General features: G+C 60.4%; 13 protein-coding genes. 5 read left to right on the top strand and 8 right to left on the bottom strand.

The window, feature by feature from the left end:
- Nucleotides 1–30 precede the first annotated feature (30 nt).
- A complete protein-coding gene (locus LOY68_RS25360) occupies nt 31–774 on the bottom strand; it encodes a phosphatase PAP2 family protein (protein ID WP_265040601.1) in 744 nt (247 codons plus the stop codon).
- Nucleotides 775–1,133: 359 nt separating this feature from the next.
- Here LOY68_RS25360 and colR point away from each other — a divergent pair, with 359 nt between their 5' ends.
- From colR to LOY68_RS25335, 5 genes are all read left to right on the top strand, one after another.
- Nucleotides 1,134–1,817, top strand: coding sequence for a two-component system response regulator ColR (gene colR, locus LOY68_RS25355; protein WP_054045155.1), 684 nt, complete (start codon nt 1,134–1,136; stop codon nt 1,815–1,817).
- Nucleotides 1,807–3,087, top strand: a complete 1,281-nt coding sequence (locus LOY68_RS25350; RefSeq protein ID WP_265040599.1) for a sensor histidine kinase — start codon at nt 1,807–1,809, stop codon at nt 3,085–3,087. The genes colR and LOY68_RS25350 overlap by 11 nt, the downstream gene beginning before the upstream one ends.
- A 189-nt stretch (nt 3,088–3,276) precedes the next feature.
- A complete protein-coding gene (locus LOY68_RS25345) occupies nt 3,277–3,945 on the top strand; it encodes a class I SAM-dependent methyltransferase (RefSeq protein ID WP_163914817.1) in 669 nt (222 codons plus the stop codon).
- A 4-nt stretch (nt 3,946–3,949) separates the two neighbouring features.
- Nucleotides 3,950–4,663: a lipopolysaccharide kinase InaA family protein gene (locus LOY68_RS25340; protein WP_054613682.1), complete on the top strand. Its 714-nt coding sequence runs from the start codon at nt 3,950–3,952 to the stop codon at nt 4,661–4,663.
- Nucleotides 4,664–4,665: 2 nt separating this feature from the next.
- Nucleotides 4,666–4,893, top strand: a complete 228-nt coding sequence (locus LOY68_RS25335) for a hypothetical protein (protein WP_265040598.1) — start codon at nt 4,666–4,668, stop codon at nt 4,891–4,893.
- Nucleotides 4,894–5,032: 139 nt separating this feature from the next.
- Here LOY68_RS25335 and LOY68_RS25330 read toward each other — a convergent pair whose 3' ends face one another.
- From LOY68_RS25330 to LOY68_RS25300, 7 genes are all read right to left on the bottom strand, one after another.
- The gene (locus LOY68_RS25330) at nt 5,033–8,059 is read right to left on the bottom strand and encodes a multidrug efflux RND transporter permease subunit (protein WP_163912440.1); all 3,027 of its coding nucleotides are present in this window, start codon (nt 8,057–8,059) and stop codon (nt 5,033–5,035) included.
- Between the two features lie 13 nt (nt 8,060–8,072).
- The gene (locus LOY68_RS25325; RefSeq protein ID WP_265040595.1) at nt 8,073–9,221 is read right to left on the bottom strand and encodes an efflux RND transporter periplasmic adaptor subunit; all 1,149 of its coding nucleotides are present in this window, start codon (nt 9,219–9,221) and stop codon (nt 8,073–8,075) included.
- A 215-nt stretch (nt 9,222–9,436) separates the two neighbouring features.
- Nucleotides 9,437–10,534, bottom strand: a complete 1,098-nt coding sequence (locus LOY68_RS25320; RefSeq protein ID WP_265040594.1) for a DUF1513 domain-containing protein — start codon at nt 10,532–10,534, stop codon at nt 9,437–9,439.
- Between the two features lie 14 nt (nt 10,535–10,548).
- Nucleotides 10,549–11,613 (bottom strand): imelysin family protein, encoded by a 1,065-nt coding sequence (locus tag LOY68_RS25315; RefSeq protein WP_054045144.1) that lies wholly within the window; start codon nt 11,611–11,613, stop codon nt 10,549–10,551.
- Nucleotides 11,614–11,639: 26 nt separating this feature from the next.
- A complete protein-coding gene (locus LOY68_RS25310; protein ID WP_265040592.1) occupies nt 11,640–13,067 on the bottom strand; it encodes a di-heme oxidoredictase family protein in 1,428 nt (475 codons plus the stop codon).
- Between the two features lie 428 nt (nt 13,068–13,495).
- Nucleotides 13,496–14,848: an imelysin family protein gene (locus LOY68_RS25305; protein ID WP_163912449.1), complete on the bottom strand. Its 1,353-nt coding sequence runs from the start codon at nt 14,846–14,848 to the stop codon at nt 13,496–13,498.
- Between the two features lie 206 nt (nt 14,849–15,054).
- On the bottom strand, nt 15,055–17,106 hold the full coding sequence (locus LOY68_RS25300) for a putative bifunctional diguanylate cyclase/phosphodiesterase (RefSeq protein ID WP_054045139.1): 2,052 nt from the start codon (nt 17,104–17,106) through the stop codon (nt 15,055–15,057).
- Nucleotides 17,107–17,754: the final 648 nt, after the last annotated feature.

The raw sequence follows: 17,754 nt of genomic DNA, 5'->3' as shown, positions 1-17,754 counted from the left end.
GAGCTGCCGAAGGCTGCGATCTTTTGATCTTCAGGCGTTGACCGGTTCTGCCTTGCCAACCCGCTCAGCCTTGGATGCCGGTCGATACAGGATGTAGTAATACGACCCCAGGCAAATCAGCCAGCAGAAAATCGCCGTCCACACGTTGTGCGAGAAAAAGTGCGCGCCCTGCATCATCCGGCTGATCGAGAACACCGTGCCCAGGACCGCCGCGAAGATAAACGCCTTGCGCGCCAGCCGAGGGCGGCGATCACGCAGCACAAAAAACAGCGCAAACAACGTGAAACCCGTCGCCGCATGCCCACCCGGCCAGCAACGACCAGGTTTATCGGTGTGTGGCCGTGGGCTCAGCAGTTCGCTGTAGGTTTCGTGGCCGCCGAACTGTTCCAGGCTCCACGGGCATTGCACCGCCGTCACCACTTTCACCGGGGTAACAAAAGAAGTCGCCAGGCCGAGGGACAGCACCAGGCAACCCAGCTCCCGTTTGAACGGCTTGAGTTTCTCGACGAAAAACGAACAGATAAACCCGATTACCGCAAACACCGAGAACGCGATGACCACTTGCTTGGCCTTGTCGTGCAGGATGTTTTCCAGGAAGTAACTGTGCCGGCCGATGAAGTCACCGGCTGCCGGGTCATAAAAATGCCTGGCCAGGTCCATGTCCAGGTCGGTCAGTTCGAGCAGCACCAGAACGATCGCCGCAATGGCGGGAACCCCAAGGCACACCCAGAAATTGAGTGGCCGGGAGGCAGGGCGAACAGCAGTTGATGACATGGTGGATCCTGAGCATGGGAAAAAGCCCCGGGGCATCAGCCCGGAGCCATTCGGTTAACGTACGCTGACCTGGGGCGAGCCCTCCTTGGGCGCTTTCCAGCCAAGCAGCGATTGCTTGAAGCCATAACTGACGGATTGGTAATAGATGATGGCGCGAGTTGTATTGAAGAAGTCCATTGGCTTCGGGATTTTCGCCGCGACACTGTCGTCAGGTTGTGAACCGATAGTGAAAAACTTGTTAATACGGTCAATTGGTTGAACGAATGGATGGATGCGGTCTTCGGGCCTAGCCGTGCGCTCAGCTTGGCCGTAAGCTGCGCGAGCCGAAGATGGCCGTTACTGTGTACGGAGGAGTGCCCATGCGAATTTTATTGGTTGAAGACAACCGCGATATCCTCGCCAATCTGGCCGATTACCTGGGGCTCAAGGGCTATACCGTGGATTGCGCGCAGGACGGCTTGTCGGGATTGCACCTGGCGGCCACCGAGCATTACGACCTGATCGTGCTCGACATCATGCTGCCCGGCATCGATGGTTACACCCTGTGCAAACGCCTGCGTGAAGACGCCCGCCGTGACACGCCGGTGATCATGCTGACGGCGCGGGATCAACTGGATGACCGGTTGCAGGGCTTCAAGTCCGGCGCTGATGATTACCTGATCAAGCCGTTCGCCTTGTCCGAACTGGCCGCGCGCATCGAAGCGGTGATGCGTCGTGCCCAGGGCGGCGGTCGGCGTGCGCTGCAGGTCGGCGACTTGAGTTACGACCTCGATACCCTGGAAGTGACCCGCGAAGGCCGTTTGCTCAAGCTCAACCCGGTCGGTCTGAAACTGCTGGCGGTGCTGATGCAGAAAAGCCCCCACGTGCTGCGCCGCGAAATCCTCGAAGAGGCCTTGTGGGGCGATGATTGTCCGGACAGCGACAGCCTGCGCAGCCACGTTCACCAACTGCGCCAGGTGATCGACAAGCCTTTTGCCAAGCCCTTGCTGCAAACCGTGCACGGCGTGGGTTATCGCTTGGCCGAGGGCCGAGATGGAGTTTAAGCAGAGCCTCGCTCAACGGATCATCATCGCCTTTGCGTTGATGAGCGCACTGGTGGCAGGGGCCTTCGCCATGGGTATCGTGGCGACCGTGCACTTGGTGGAAGAGAAGCTGATCTCGGCAGGCCTGGGCGGTGACTTGCAACGCCTGCTGCTGATGGACAGCGTCACGGACTGGAGCCATCGCCCGGAACCGGATCAGCTGTTTTATTTCAGCGGCGGGCCCGGGGACTTCGAACTGCCCAAGGATCTGCGTCATCTGGATTCCGGTTTCCACGAAGTGTTTCGGGAAAACCTGTCGTACCACGCGATGGTCGAAATCGTCGATGGCCGGCGCTATGTGCTGTTGCAGGATCAGAGCGATTTCGAAGAGCGTGAACGCGTGCTGTTTGCCGTGGTGCTGGTGGGCTTCGTGCTGAGCCTGGCACTGGCGGTATTTCTCGGCTGGATCCTGGCGCGCAAAGTCATGGCGCCCGTGGTGCGACTGGCCCGTCAGGTGCGGCATCGCGATCAGTTATTGGGTTTGGCGCCGCCATTGGCGCCGGATTATGCCGCTGACGAAGTGGGCGAACTGGCGGTGGCCTTCGACGCCACCCTTGGCCGTTTGCGCCAGGCGTTGACCCGTGAACGCCTGTTCACCAGTGACGTCAGCCACGAATTGCGCACGCCGCTGATGGTGCTGGCCAGCTCCTGCGAGTTGCTGCTGGAAAACCCTGGTATCGATCAGCGCGGTCGGGCTCAGGTCGAGCGTATCGCCCGGGCCTGTGAGGAAATGCGCGAACTGGTACAAACCTTCCTGATGCTCGCCCGCGCCCAGCGTGAAGACGCCAGCATGTCGCCACAGCAGACCATCAGCCAGGTTGCCGACGGGCTGCTGTGTCTTTGGCGCGAGCCAATCGAGTACAAGGGCCTGGCCCTGAACTTCGAGCCGGGCATTCCATCGAACAACCGCTACAACGCGACGCTGCTGCATGCGGTGATGGGCAACTTGCTGCGCAATGCGCTGCACTACACTGAAATCGGCTTCATTCGCCTGACGCTGACCGACACCGGGTTTATGGTCGAGGACACCGGTGTCGGCATCCCCGAGGAAAAACGCGAGGCGATGTTCGAGCCTTTCGTGCGGGGTAACGAGAAGCGCGGCGAAGGTCTGGGGCTGGGTCTGTCGCTGGTACAGCGGATCTGCGAGAACCAGGGCTGGACCGTCAGCCTCACCACCATGGAGCCCAATGGCTGCTGCTTTGAGGTGGAATTGGGTAAGCCGCGGGTCTGACCAAGTAAAAAGATCGCAGCCTTCGATTCCTGCGATCTTTTAGTGGTGGCCCTGCGCTATCATCTGATCCCTGTAAAACGTTGAAATACTTCACTGTTTTACTCAACGAAGTTTTCACAAAGTCATGACCTGACGCTGACACGGCGCTACCTAACGTAGGTGTCATCAGCAATTCAGGAGACTTTGATGATGGCAGGCCCGATCAAACTGGATTTTTCCGAGAAGTACGACGATCAACATGCGCAAAAATATTTGCGCAAGCATCAGGATGGTCTCGGCCGTCGATTGTCCCATTGGCGTGACGAACAGCTGGCCCGCAAGGCTCTGACCTTGGCGGGTGACCCTGGGCTGGTCCTCGATTTGCCATGCGGCGCGGGGCGTTTCTGGCCGTTACTGGCGCAAAAGCACAACCGTGTGATCATCGGAGCCGACAACTCCGAGTCGATGCTGAAGATCGCCACCCAGGCCCAACCCGCCGAAGTGGTGAAACGGGTACAACCCTTGCACACTTCTGCATTCGACATTGCTTTACCTGATAACGCCGTCGACAGCATTTTCTGCATGCGTTTGCTCCATCACATCGGTGAAGCCGAGCATCGACTGGCTATTTTGCGTGAGTTCGAGCGGGTCACCCGTGACAGCGTGATCATTTCGCTGTGGGTGGACGGCAACTTCAAGGCCTGGAAACGCAAGCGCGCCGAGAAAAAGCGCGGGCAGGAAGGTTACCAAAATCGATTTGTGTTACCGGCTGTTACGGTTGAAAAGGAATTCGAACAAGCGGGTTTCCGCATTCAGGAACAACTGGACTTCATACCGCTCTATGCCATGTGGCGGGTTTACGTATTACGCAAGAGGTAACAGGATGGCAGTGCAATATGCAGCAGAAACGGAAGTCGCTCCCCAGGACCGCTTCGACTATTTCTGGAATCAGCGCGGTGAATGGGTAGAAGAACCCAACGTTCGTCGCGGTGGTGAAAGTGGTGTGCAGCGCGTCAGGAGCACCGACGGACAGCTGCTGTATGCAAAGCGTCAGACCGGGCATATCTATCGCAGCTGGCTGCACCCCTTCGGCCGGCCGACGGTGTTGCGCGAGCGTGATGCGCTGATCGGTTTGACGGCGCTGGGTGTGCGGGTACCGGAAATGGTGTTCTGCGGCGCCCAACGCGATCCTGTACACAAATGGCGTGCGTTGCTGGTCACCAAGTCCCTGGACGGTTTCGAAGAAATCGAACACTGGTACGCGGGCGGCGGTCGCGAGCGTCACGGCGAAGCGGTTCACGAGCGCGTCCTCAAGGAACTGGCCGAGAATCTGGCCCGCATGCACAAGGGCCGCTGGCAGCACAGCTGCATCTACATCAAGCACGTTTTCGTGCGGGTCGCCGGCGAAGGCGAGGCCGCCACGGTTGAAGTGGCATTGATCGATCTGGAGAAATGCCGCCAGCGTTTGACTGCCCAGCGCGCCGCCGCCCATGACATGAAGCAATTGCGTCGCCACTCGTCGTTCAGCGATACAGACTGGAAGAATCTGGTCTATTTTTATGAGACGGCGTTTGGCAGCGCTATCAAGGGTTTATAGCGATGAAACTCGAAATTGCACGAGGTGTGTTTCTACTAGGAGCCTTGGCAGTTGCTTCATTGGCGGTGGCGGCTTGGGAGCAGCCCCGCACGCAAGTCCTCAGTGCAGTGAACGGTGACGCTCGCTGCCCGTTGCCACGGGTTGCCAAAGCAACCGTGGCGACACAACCTGATCATGACTTGTTGCTGTTCATGTTCGGACTATCACAAGGATTGAGGCCGCAAAGTTGAACAGATTGAAGCCAAAATAAAAGGCCTCGCAGATGCGGGGTCTTTTTTTTGCCCTTCAAAAGATCGCAGCCTTCGGCAGCTCCTACAGGGTGAGCACAATCCCAATGTAGGAGCTGCCGAAGGCTGCGATCTTTTGACTTTAAGGTTTATCGGGCTTGGCCAGTAGCGTGTAGATGCACGGCAACACGAACAAGGTAAACAACGTCCCGATCGACATCCCCGTGGCGATCACCGTGCCGATGTCGAACCGGCTGACGGCACCCGCGCCCGTCGCCAGAATCAGCGGCACCATGCCAAACACCATGGCCGCAGTGGTCATCAATACCGGCCGCAAGCGGATGGCCGCCGCTTCTTCCACGGCTTCCCGGGGCGTCAAACCCTTTTCCTTGCGCAGTTTGTTGGCGAACTCGACGATCAGGATCCCGTGTTTGCTGATCAGCCCGATCAGCGTCACCAGCCCGACCTGGGTGTAGATGTTCATGCTCGACCAACCGAGGAACAGCGGGATCAACGCGCCACAGATCGATAGCGGCACGGTGACCAGGATCACCAGCGGGTCGCGGAAGCTTTCGAATTGCGCCGCCAGCACCAGGAAAATGATCGCCAGCGCCAGGGCAAACGTCACCCACAACGCACTGCCTTCCTGGACGAATTGTCGCGACGTGCCACCGTAGTCAAACGCAAAACCCGCCGGGGCTTCTTCCTGAGCGATCTGGCGTACGACTTCAATGGCCTCGCCCATGCTCACCAGCGGGAACCCGGTCACGGCCGCCGCGTTGAGTTGCTGGAACTGGTTCAACTGCCGTGGTCGCGCCCGGTCGGTGACGGTGATCAGGGTCGACAGGGGCAGCAGTTCACCCGCGGTGTTCTTGACGTAGTAGTTGTTCAGCCAGTCGGGGTTATCCCGGTAAGCCCGCTCGACCTGGGCGATGACCTTATAGCTGCGCCCTTCAATGGTGAACCGGTTGATCTCCGCCTCACCCAGCAGCGTCGCCAGCGTGCCGCCGAGGTCCTGCATCGACACACCCATCTGCGCCGCTTTGGCGCGGTCGATATCCACCACGACTTCCGGTTTGTCGAACGCCAGGTCGATGTCGACGAAGGCAAACTTGCCGGACTCCAGTGCGCGCTTTTTCACCCGGTCCGCGACGTCCAGCAGCGACGCGTAATCGTTGGCGGTGTTGATGATGAACTGGAACGGCAGGCCTTCACCGGTGCCCGGCAAGGACGGCAGGTTGAAGCCGAAGATCTGCAAACCGGGAATGTTCCCCAGCCTGGCCTGGACCTCGGGCAGGATCTGCATTTGCGTGCGGCTGCGCTCGTTCCACGGTTTGAGCAGGAAACCGCCGATACCCGATTGCACGCCGTTGAAACCGTTGATCTGGAACGAGGAGTAGTACTCGGGAAACTCTTTGAAGATCTGGATGAACTCGTCGGTGTAGGCGTTCAGGTAATCGAGGTTGGTCGGCTGCGGCGCGTTGGCCATCATGAAAATGATGCCCTGGTCTTCGTCCGGCGCCAGTTCCGACTTGGCGAACTTGAGAAACACCGGGATCAGGCACAGCACGATCACCGCGAACACCAGCACCACCGGCCGGGTATTGAGCGTGCCGTGGAGCATGCTCTGGTAGCGGCGCTTGAGGCTTTCGAAGATCAGGTCCAGGCGATGGGCGAGGCCGCTGGGGTTTTGGTCGTGGCGCAGCAAAAAGGCGCACATCATCGGCGACAGGGTCAGGGCGACGATGCCTGAGATCACCACCGCCCCGGCCAGTGTCAGGGCAAACTCCTTGAACAACGCCCCCGTAAGCCCGGTGAGGAAACCAATCGGCGCATACACCGCCGCCAGGGTGATGGTCATGGACACCACCGGCATGGCGATTTCCCGGGCGCCTTCAAGGGCCGCGTCAAGCGGTGTCTTGCCTTCCTCGATGTGCCGGTGAATGTTTTCCACCACCACGATCGCATCGTCCACCACCAGCCCGATGGCCAGCACCATCGCCAGCAGGGTCAGCAGGTTGATCGAATAGCCCATCATCTGCATGAAGAACATCACGCCGATCATCGACAGCGGGATGGTCACCACCGGGATCACCACCGAGCGCAGGGCTCCGAGGAACAGGAACACCACGACAATCACGATCAGCACCGCTTCGAACAAGGTCTTGATCACCTCGTTGATCGAGGCCTGGATAAACAGCGTGGCGTCGTAGGCGATTTCGCTTTTCAGGTTGGGCGGCAACTGGGCGTCCAGCTCCGGCATGATCTTGCGCACTTCCTTGATCACGTCCAGCGGGTTGGCGCCGGGTGTTGCCTTGATGCCGATGTACACCGATGGCGTGCCACCGAAGGAACTGATGGCGTTGTAGTTTTCGGCGCCCATCTCGACTCGCGCCACATCGCTGAGCAATACGCGGCTGTCACCCGAGACCTTGAGCGGAATCGCGGCGAAGGCTTCGGCGGATTTGAGTTCGGTGTTGGCGTTGATGCTGGTGACCACGTACTCGCCTTTCACTTCGCCGGCAGCGGAGAGGAAGTTGTACTGGCGCACTGCGTTAGTCACGTCGCTGGCACTCAGGCCGAAGCCGGCGAGTTTCACCGGGTCGAGCCACAGGCGCATGGCGAACACCTGGTTGCCGAGAATCTCGGCTTCGGCCATGCCGGGCAACGTCGCCAGTTTTGGCTGGATGACCCGGGACAGGTAGTCGGTGATCTGCGGGTTGTTCAGCTCCTTGCTGAAGTAACTGATGTACATCAGCGCCGAGGCGTCGGCGGCCTCCTTGCTCAGCACCGGGTCTTCGGCGTCCTGGGGCAGCTTGTTCTTCACCTCGTTGGCCTTGGCCAGCAGCTCGGTGAACAAACGGTCGCTGTTAGAGCCGATGCGCGCGTAGATCGAAATCACCGAGAAGTTCTGGCGACTGACCGAGGTCATGTAGTCGATGCCCTCGGCGCTGGCCAGACTCTGCTGCATCGGTTGGGTGATATAGCCTTGGATCGTTTCGGCGTTGGCCCCGGGGTAGGCGGTGGTCACCGTGATCAGGGCGTTTTCCATTTGCGGGTATTGGCGCAGCGGCAGCTTGCTCCAGGCCTGGAAGCCCAGCAGCACAATCAACAGGCTGACCACGGTGGCGAGCACCGGGCGGCGGATGAACGGATCGGTAAAAGCCATGAGGATTCCTTGATCAGTCAGTACGTGGCTGACTGTTCTTATCGGTCAGGGTCTTGTCGTCGCTGATGGCAATGTGTGCGCCGTTGTCCAGTTTGATCTGGCCGGCCGTGACCACTTGCTCGCCGCTCTGCACGCCTTTGTTGATCATCACCAGGCCATCACGGCGTTCGCCGGTTTCGATGAACCGACGTTCGGCGATCAGGACCGGTTGGCCCTTGTCGTCTTTTTCGACACTGCCGTCCTCGGCTTTCTTCTGCCCGACCACGTACAGCGAGTTGCCGTAGAGGGTGTAGGTAATCGCGCTTTCCGGTACGACGATATGCTGTTGCGGGTTCGGCAGCATGACTTGCAGGCTGGCGAACATCCCCGGCAGCAACTTGCCATCCGGGTTGGCCAGCGTGGCGCGGATCAGGATGTTGCGGGTGCTGTTCTCGACCTTCGGGTTGATCGCGCTGATGGTGCCGGGGAAGTTCTGCGTCGGGTACGCCGAGACGATGACCTGCACGGGTTGGCCGAGAGCGATCTTGGGCACCGATTGCTCGGGCAGGAAGAAGTCGACATAGAGGCTGCTGAGGTCTTGCAGGGTCGCGATCATGGTGCCGCTGGCGAGGTAGTCGCCGACGTCCACCTGACGAATGCCGATGGTGCCGCTGAAGGGGGCGAGGATGCGTTTCTTGGCCAGGGACGCCTTGAGCTGGTTGACCGTCGCCTTGTTCTTTTGCAGTTGCGCAGAGAGCCGGTCGTACTCGCCTTTGGAGATCGCCCGGCTGTCGACCAATTGACTGCCGCGACCGAAATCCAGCTGCGCCAGACCGAGGTCAGCCTGGGCGGTTTCGAGCAGGGCGCTTTCGACGGCGCTGTCCAGTTGCAGCAGCGGTTGCCCGGCCTTGACCTTCTGCCCCGACTCGAACATCAGGTCTTTGACCGTGCCCGAAATCTCCAGGCTCAGGTTCACCCCTTGCAGCGCCTTGAGCGTGCCCACGGTGGGCAAGCGCATTTGCCACGGCTGTTCGGAAGCCGTGGCCACGGCGACGCTGATGGGCGGTTTCGGCTTGGAAAAACCCTGGATCATCGTGTAAATCGAAAAGGCCTTGTAACCGCCCAGGGCCAGCACGATCAGCAACACAACACCCAACATGATCAGCATGCGGCGACGCAGCATATTTCCACTTCCTTGGAGAAAATCAGGCGAGACAGGCGGGAACATTACTCCGAGTGGGAAGGGGAATCCAACTGTAGCAGCTGGCGTAGCCTGCGTTCGGCGGCGAAGCCGTCGTAAATCCATTCACCGCGGTTTGCCTGACACATCGCGTTGTCGGACATCACGACGGCTTCGCCGCCGAACGCAGGCTTCGCCAGCTGCTACACAAGACCTGTTCAGATGAGGTGCAGGTGGTTATCCCAAAGCCCGGCCGGCAGCTCCAGTGGTTTTGCAACCAGATCTGTCTGGCGGCAATCGTAGTACCGGCAACGCCCTTGGCCCGAGGTCACGACAAATCCGTCCGCCACCGCTCCGACCCCGGCGCAATCCGGCAACGGCGCATCCAGGCGCACTTCGCCGCTGTCCAGGTCCCAGATGAAAAAGCGATTACCGCGTGGCGCCGTCAACGCGACCAGCCGCAGCTCGCTGTGCACCGCGACGCTGGCGGTGTAATGCCCCATGGCCTGCAACTGATGCTCCGGCACCGGAAACGCCACGAACGGCTGGCCCGGACGCTTGATCGCCAGCAACTCCGACGACTCATGGGACGGTCCCATGAACTGCTGGCTGGCGAGGATGGTGCCGTCGCTGGCAACCCCCAGATGACGCACGCTGTTCATCTGTTGAGCGAGGGTTTCCTTGCTCAACAAGGTGCCGTCGCGCTGCATCAGCACCAGGCTCGGCTCCATCGCGTTAAGGTTCATCTCGACCCGGCTTTCGGCCTCGGTGCGAATCCCGCCGTTGGCCACCACCAGGGTTTCGCCGTCGGGCATCCACGACACCTGATGCGGGCCGACGCCGTGTGTAGGAATCTCGCCGCTGTGGATAAGTCGCTCTCCTTCGAACTTATACACACCCAGCAAGCCGCGACCCGGATCGCTGGTGTCGTTTTCGGTGGCGTACAAGAACTCGCCATCCTTGTGAATCACCGCGTGCCCATAGAAATGCCGGTTCGGATGCGACGTCAAGGTTTGCAGCAGCGTGCCGTCGCGCAGGTCGATCAGGTAACTTTCGGTGCCCGGACGCCGCGCGACAAACAGCGCAATCGCCAGCGTCGGGTGATTGATGATGTCGTGGCAACGCTGGCCGACCTGGGTGGCGAACACCCGGGTGCCGTCCAGCCGATAACCGACGGCGTAATGCTTGCCGTCGGTATCGTCCCGCGCCGACAGCAGCAGCGGGCTCTTGTCCTTTTGCTTGAACAGCGTCCAGCCGCCCAGTGTCACTGCTCCCAGCAGCAAACTACCTAAAGTCAGAGCCTGACGTCGCAGCATGGCACTCGCCCTCATCAGTCACCGTCGTTGGCGTTGAAGCCCAGTTGGATGCCCAGCGCCTTGGCCAGTTCGCCTTCGTGCAGGCGATGGACGACGTTGAGGCTGTCGTAGATATCGTTGAGTTGCTGGCGACCGGCATCGTCGTTGAGCATTTCGGTCAGCGAGCGCTGGTTGCTGGCAAACAGTTTGAGCGAGGCGGCGTAGGCAGCGTCGATCTTGTCGGCCAATGGTTTCTGCTCGCTCGGCAACAGACCGCGCAGGCCTTTGTTGTCGACCCCGACCCAGACGGTTTTCGCCGCGGCCAGGCTGGCTTCCAGACCTTGCAGCGACGACTGGCTGCGCCACGCATCAGCCTGGAACGGCTGTGGAATGCCCTTGGTCTGGCGACCCATCGGCGTGCCGAGTTTTTTCTTCAGGGTGTCCAGCGCCGTAACCTGAACCCGCAGCAGATCGGCGATCGCTTCGTGGGAATCGGCGTAGCGCTGGTTCGGGAATTTGCTCATCTGCGCGAGCATGCCGTCGTTGGTGTTCCAGCGCGACAGGATCTCTTCAGCCAGTTGCTTCTGACGTTCGCCAATGGCGGTCAGCAGCGGGCAGTACTTGGCTTTCTGCGTGGCATCGGCCATGTCGATCTTGCTGTCGAACAGAATGTATTCGTAGGCCGACAAGCCCTGAACCACCACGCTCGATTTGGCCAGCGCTGCGGCATCAATCTGCGGCTGGGCGGTGACCAGTTGCTCGACTTGACGGCCGACGAGGTTTTTCTTGTCCGGCCAGAACTGCACCTGCCACGCACGGTTGCCCTCGGCCAGCGGCCCGATCAGCAACGGTTGCAGCTCGGCCCAGGCTTTCTGCGCGTGCAGGAAGTCGGCGCGTGCGGTGTCCAGGTCTTCTTTGCCCTGGCAATAGGCGAGGGCGCTGACGGCCAGTTGGCGGTCGGCTTCGACCCAGCGGCTGTAGGTCGGCAGGATCACTTGCTTGGCGATGGCCGCGGAGGTGACCGCTTGCGGATCCTGCGGCGAACAGGCGCCGAGGGCGAGCGCTGCAAGGCTGGTGAACAACAATTTGGGACGGAACATGTCGGGCTCCCGATTCTTTTAAGTGCTTAGAGAGAATTCAAAAACGCCAGCAACGCACTGCGCTGCTCGGCATTGAAAGACAAAACCTGTTGCTGCGCCGCGCTCGCTTCGCCGCCATGCCAAAGCACGGCTTCAAGCAGGTTGCGGGCGCGACCATCGTGCAAAAACTGGGTGTGGCCACTGACCGCTTGCGTCAGGCCGATGCCCCACAACGGCGGGGTGCGCCAGTCGCGGCCACTGGCCTGGAATTCGCTGCGGTTATCCGCCAGGCCATCGCCCATGTCATGCAGCAGCAGATCGCTGTAGGGGCGAATCACTTGATTGGCCAGTTCAGGCTCGGCGGCATTGGCGGCGGTGGTGTATTTCGGCGTGTGACAGGACTGGCAACCGGCCTGGAAAAACAGATTCTTGCCCGCCAGCACTTGCGGCGTACCGACATCGCGGCGGGCCGGGACGGCGAGGTTACGGCTGTAAAACAGCACCAGTCGCAGAATGTTGTCGCTGACTTCCGGCTCGCCGTTCGGGCCATTGCCGTTGGGTGCTTGCTTGCAGGCGGTTTGCGCGTCGGTGCAGTCATCGAAGGGCCGCAGGCTGGTGGTCAGGCCCATGTCACCCGAAAACGCGTGAACATTCTGTTGATTGAGGTTGGGCTGCCCGGCCTTCCAGCCGAAGCGACCGAGGACGGTTTTTTGCTGGGCGTCATCCCAGACCTTATTCGGGCGTCCGGCGATGCCGTTTTTGTCTTTGGCCTGGGCCTCGGCATTGGCCAGGATCGCTTCGTCGGGGATCGCTTCGAGCAGGCCGAGGCCGATCATCGGCGGTGCAACCCGTGCCGAGAAACGGGTGTCGGGGTGCATCGGGCCGTAGCCCAGTTGCGTGATCTGCAAGGTCGGTTTGCGCAACTCGACTTCGGTGCCGTCCTTGAAGCGAATCGGCACCGGCGTGTAGTCGACCCGTACCTTGCCTTCCGGCGCGACGCCGGGCACCGACATGTCCTGAAGCTGGCCGCCGTAGGCCGGCTCGGGGACCACGCCCAGGTGCTCGATGACCTTGGCGTAGGCCGGTGAATCGGGAATCGACAGGCGCACCAGCATCGACACCGCATTCGCGGCGTCAGGCGTCGGCGGGTGACCGCGACCGTCCTTGATGTGGCAGTTCTGGCAGGCATTGGTGTTGAACAACGGGCCGAGGCCATCCCGGGCGGTGGTGGTCGACGGGGCGATCACCCAGGGGCTGCGGAAAAAGCTGTTGCCGACGCTGAAATCCACCCGACGTGAAGGCGGCAGATTGGCCGAGGGCAGGGAAAACGCGTTCTGATCGGTCTTGCGCACCGTCGCGCTGCCACCGGACCGCGCTTCACCGGGCTCGGCCTGGGTAAAACGCGGGGCGTCATCGCAGGCACTCAGGCCCAGGGCCATGAACAGGGTGCACCAACGAAGAGGCAACGACGGCATCAGGCTTCCTGGAAGACGAGCAAAACAAGGGCGCAAAGTCTAACAGGGCGGGGGAAATTGAATAAGAGGAATTATCGTTTGGTTGATGTGGGACAGGTTTTTACTTGTAACCGCGCTCACCTGTAGGAGCGAAGCTTGCTCGCGAAAGCGGTGGGTCAGCTAGCAACAATATTGGATGCGAGGCCTCCTTCGCGGGCAAGCCTCGCTCCTACAGGTTCACCGCAATCCAATGTGGCACACGATTTTGGGGGCGCCATTAATCCCCTGTAGGAGCGAAGCTTGCTCGCGAAGGCGGTGGGTCAGTCAGCAACAATGTTGAATGTGAGGCCGTCTTCGCGGGCAAGCCTTGCTCCTACAGGGATTGTGTTCAGGCGGGTATGAAAAAGGCGACCCGAAGGCCGCCTTTTTTGTCACTCAGCCAGCGTTGATCAGAATTCGTGATCAGCGTTGTCCGGGTTCAGGTCGCTGATGCCCAGTTTGCCAGCGGCTTGTTCGATCGAGCCGGTCTGCTTGACCAGGGACGCGATGGCGTCACGTACGATCTGGTTGCCCGCGGTGTTGCCGGCGGCGATCAGTTGGTCGTAGTGCTCACCCTTGTTGGCGTGATCGACCATGACCTGGATCTTGGCTTCGGTCGCGGCCAGATCAGCTTTCAGGGCGGTGTCGGCAGCCGGGTCGGCCTTGGCCACCAGGGACGACAGGCTCGCGCCGGTCATTTTGGTGCCGTCGACGCGGGTGTATTCGCCCAGGTACACGTTACGCACGCCTTTGGCATCGTAGAAGTGCGAGTTGTGGGTGTTGTCGCTGAAGCAATCCTGTTCGTCTTCCGGGGAGTTGGCTTCCAGGGAAACCTTCATGCGCTCGCCCGCCAGTTCGCCCAGGGACAGGCTGCCCATGCCGAACAGCATTTTGCGCAGGCCGGTTTCGGCAGGCTCGGCTTCCAGGGTGGCGCGGTAGTTGTCGGCCACGTTCGGCTTCCAGTTACCGACCATTTCTTCCAGGTCGCTGACCAGCAGTTGGGTCACGGACTTCAGGTAGGCACGGCGACGATCGTTGTGGCCGCCCGTTGCGCCTTTGCCTTCCAGGTAGTCGGAAGCAGGACGGTTGCCGGCGCCTGGGCCGGTGCCGTTCAGGTCCTGGCCCCACAGCAGGAATTCGATGGCGTGGTAGCCGGTAGCGACGTTGGCTTCAGCACCGCCCAGCTCGTTCAGGCTGGCAAGTTTTTCCGGGGTGATTTCTTTGACATCGACCTTGTCTTCGCCGACCTGGACTTCGGTGTTGGCGATGATGTTTGCGGTGGCACCCGGGTTACCCAGTGCGTGTTCGTAGGATTTGTCGACGTAGTCGATCAGGCCTTCGTCCAGTGGCCAGGCGTTCACCTGACCTTCCCAGTCGTCGATGATGGTGTTGCCGAAGCGGAACACTTCGCTCTGCAGGTAAGGAACGCGAGCAGCGACCCAGGCAGCCTTGGCGGCTTTCAGGGTGTCGGCGTTCGGCTTGGCGAGGAAGGCGTCGACGGCGGTTTGCAGGGTTTTCGCGGTAGATTCGGCATCGCTGTAAACGGCGAAGACCATGTCGGCGTAATGCGCGACCACGGCTTTGGCGGCGGCTTCGTCGACTTTACCGGCGGCGGCTGGCGCAGCAACCGGGGCCGCAGCGGTGGTGCTGGCGGCCGGCGCAGGCGTTGGCGCAGCAGCGGTCTTGTCTTTGCCTTCACCGCAACCGGCGAGGGAAATAGCGATGGCCAACAGACTGGCGGTAGCCAGAGGCATACGAATCATGGCGAACATCCTGCTTCGATAGGGGGTGGAATGGCGCCGGGGGCGCGCAAAACTGCCACATAATGCAAATCTTTCGCATTATGTGTAAAGGGTTGTGCTTGGAAATATTTCGTATTTAGCGAGTTGGGGTGTTGTGGATCAAAAGATCGCAGCCTCGTTTCACTCGACAGCTCCTACAGAGTGAAACGAGGCTGCGATCTTTGATTTTACAAAATGGCTGCGTTACTGCGCTGGGCCTGCTTTAGATAAGCGCTCAACTCCCGCGCCGGCAGCGGTTTGCTGTAGTGGTAACCCTGACCTTCGTGGCAGCCTTCGGAAATGATGTAGGCCTCTTGCTCGGCGGTTTCCACGCCTTCGGCAATCACCTGCATGCCCAGGCTCTTGCCCAGTTGAATGATCGCGCGAACGATGGTCGCATCGTCGTCGTCATCCAGCAGGTCCTGGACGAAGCTCTTGTCGATCTTGATCTTGTCCAGGGGCAGACTTTTCAGGTAACTCAGCGACGAATAACCGGTGCCGAAGTCGTCGATGGCGATCAGCGCGCCGGAACGACGCAGGCTCAGCAAATGCTGGGCGGCGGTGCTGATGTCTTCCATCAGGCCGGTTTCGGTGACTTCCAGCTCCAGGCTGCGCGGCGGCAGGCGATAGATTTGCAGCAGGTTGTTGACCACCCGTGGCAGCTCGGCGTGGTGCAACTGCACGGTCGATAGGTTCACCGCCATGCGCAGGTCGGCAAAACCCTGGTCATGCCAGTCGCGCAATTGCTTGCAGGCCTGATCCAGTACCCACTCGCCGATGGCAATGATGGTGCCGTTCTGCTCGGCCAGCGGGATGAACAGGTCCGGCGGCACCAACCCGTGTTCGGGGTGTTGCCAGCGAATCAACGCCTCGACGCCCACCACCCGGTGATCGCGGTAGCTGATCTGCGGTTGGTAGACGAGGTAGAACTGGTCGCGGATCAGGGCATCGCGCAGGTCTTTTTCCAGTTCGCGGCGACGACGCATCTCGCTGTCGACGCTGGCGATATAGAACTGATAACGGTTGCGCGAGCGAGTCTTGGCCAGGGTCATGGTCTGCTCGGCTTTTTGTAGCAACTTCTCGGTGCTGTCACCGTCCTCGGGGAACAGGGTGATGCCGATGGTCGCGCGCAGGCGGATTTCCTGATGATCGAGGGCAAACGCCGCTTCCAGGTCATCGAGAATGCTTTGGGCCAGTTCAGCCGCTTCGTAGGGTTGTTCGATGTCGGCCTGGACCAGCGCGAACTGGTCGCCACCGAGGCGGGCGAGGGCGCCGAGGCGACCACTATGGGCCCGCAGGCGATCGGCCAGGGCCAGCAGCAATTGGTCGCCGGTCTGGTAGCTGAATTGTTCGTTGATGCCCTTGAAGTCGTCGAGGCCGACGACCAGCACCGCGACCCGGCGCTGCAATTTGCCGGCGTCCACCAGGATCTTGTCCAGTTGCTGCTGCAATTGCTGGCGGTTCGGCAGGCCAGTGAGGAAATCGTACTGGGCCATGCGCAGCAGGCTGTTTTCCGCTTCGTGGCGCAGATGCGTGTTGCGCTCGATGGACTCGAGCAACTGGTTGGCGGTGTTGATCCAGATCCCCAGCTCGTTCTTCTCGTGGCCCTTGAGCTGCGGAATCTTGTGTTCGCTGGGGCGGTCGGGGTTGATCTCGGTCAGGTGCTCGATGATCCGCGACAGCGGCTTGGTCAGCAGCCAGTGGTAAACCAGGTACAGCACCAGGCCCATGGCGAGGGCGCGCAGTACCCCGGAAATGAAGATGATCACCGAGCTGACGATGAAACCCTGGCCGTAAGTGGCGGTGTCGAGGGTGATGCTCAGGTCGCCGTAGTACTCGCTGTAGGGCCCGCGACCCACCAGTTGGGTGGTGAAGGTGCGTTCCTGTCCGAGGATCAGGTCGGTCAGCCAGCGGCTGTTGGAATGCTGCAGCTCGCGGGATTTCTGCGCGAGCATGGCTTCATTGGGGTGGCCAATGGAGGCCTGGCGCACGGCATCGTCCTGGAACAGGCCTTCGATCACCTGCATGCCCATCTCCCGGTCCAGGCTGTAGACGGCCTGGGTCGAGGGGTCACGAAACATGTCGAGGATGCGCTGGGCATCACCGGCCACGGCCTGGCGTGTTTTATAGGCATCGAAAACGATCTGCGCGCAGCTCAAGACCACGCCGACGATCAATGCCGACAGGAGCACGACCCGGAGCAACTTCACCGACAAGCTGTTCTTGAGTTCCAGCTTCAAAGGGTTATTCCTTGTTCCGTGCGGGTAGCATCAAGTTGCCATGAGTATTGGCAATCCCGTGATGGCAGTCAAAGGGACAATTCAGCTCAGGGGATTTTGCCTGTAGCTTGGCCAATATGCTGGGATTTTGAGTGTTTGTCCTATTTGTACTGTGTCGGTAGTTTTGGCCTTCAACTTGAGGAGGTTCGGGAGTATTTTTCCTTTGGGTTGATGTTAGTCCGCTGTGGCTTGGGGGCAAGGCGCTCCTGTCTGGTTTCATTGTAGGAAATTGCGATTGGTCGCTTGGGGCTTGGCGGCCTCTGGGCCGACCAGGTTTTGGGTGGTTGGGGTGTATATCCGTTGCTGCGGTTGTGGCGGCTGGCGGTTTCGCCCTTACGGCGAGTCCCTTTTGGCAAACGCCCCAAAAGGAACCAAAAGGTCTCGCCCCTGGCGTCCGGCCCCTCGCTTAGGCTCGGCGTGCCTTCGTTCCGGCATTCATCTGGGCGCATCGCCTACGGTCGGCTTCGCTTCGACCTCCTCTCGATGTGTTCGACTTCGTCGAACGGCGCTGCGCGCCTGCCCCCCAGATGAACACCTCCACTCAGCCTCCCGAAAGGGGCGGGTGGAGCAAGATCAATGGCAGGCGAGCTAACGCTCGGCCTTGAGTGG

It is taken from the genome of Pseudomonas sp. B21-053 (genome assembly GCF_026016365.1).
Classification (GTDB): domain Bacteria; phylum Pseudomonadota; class Gammaproteobacteria; order Pseudomonadales; family Pseudomonadaceae; genus Aquipseudomonas; species Aquipseudomonas nunensis.
This window is presented reverse-complemented; position numbering and strand designations above follow the sequence as displayed.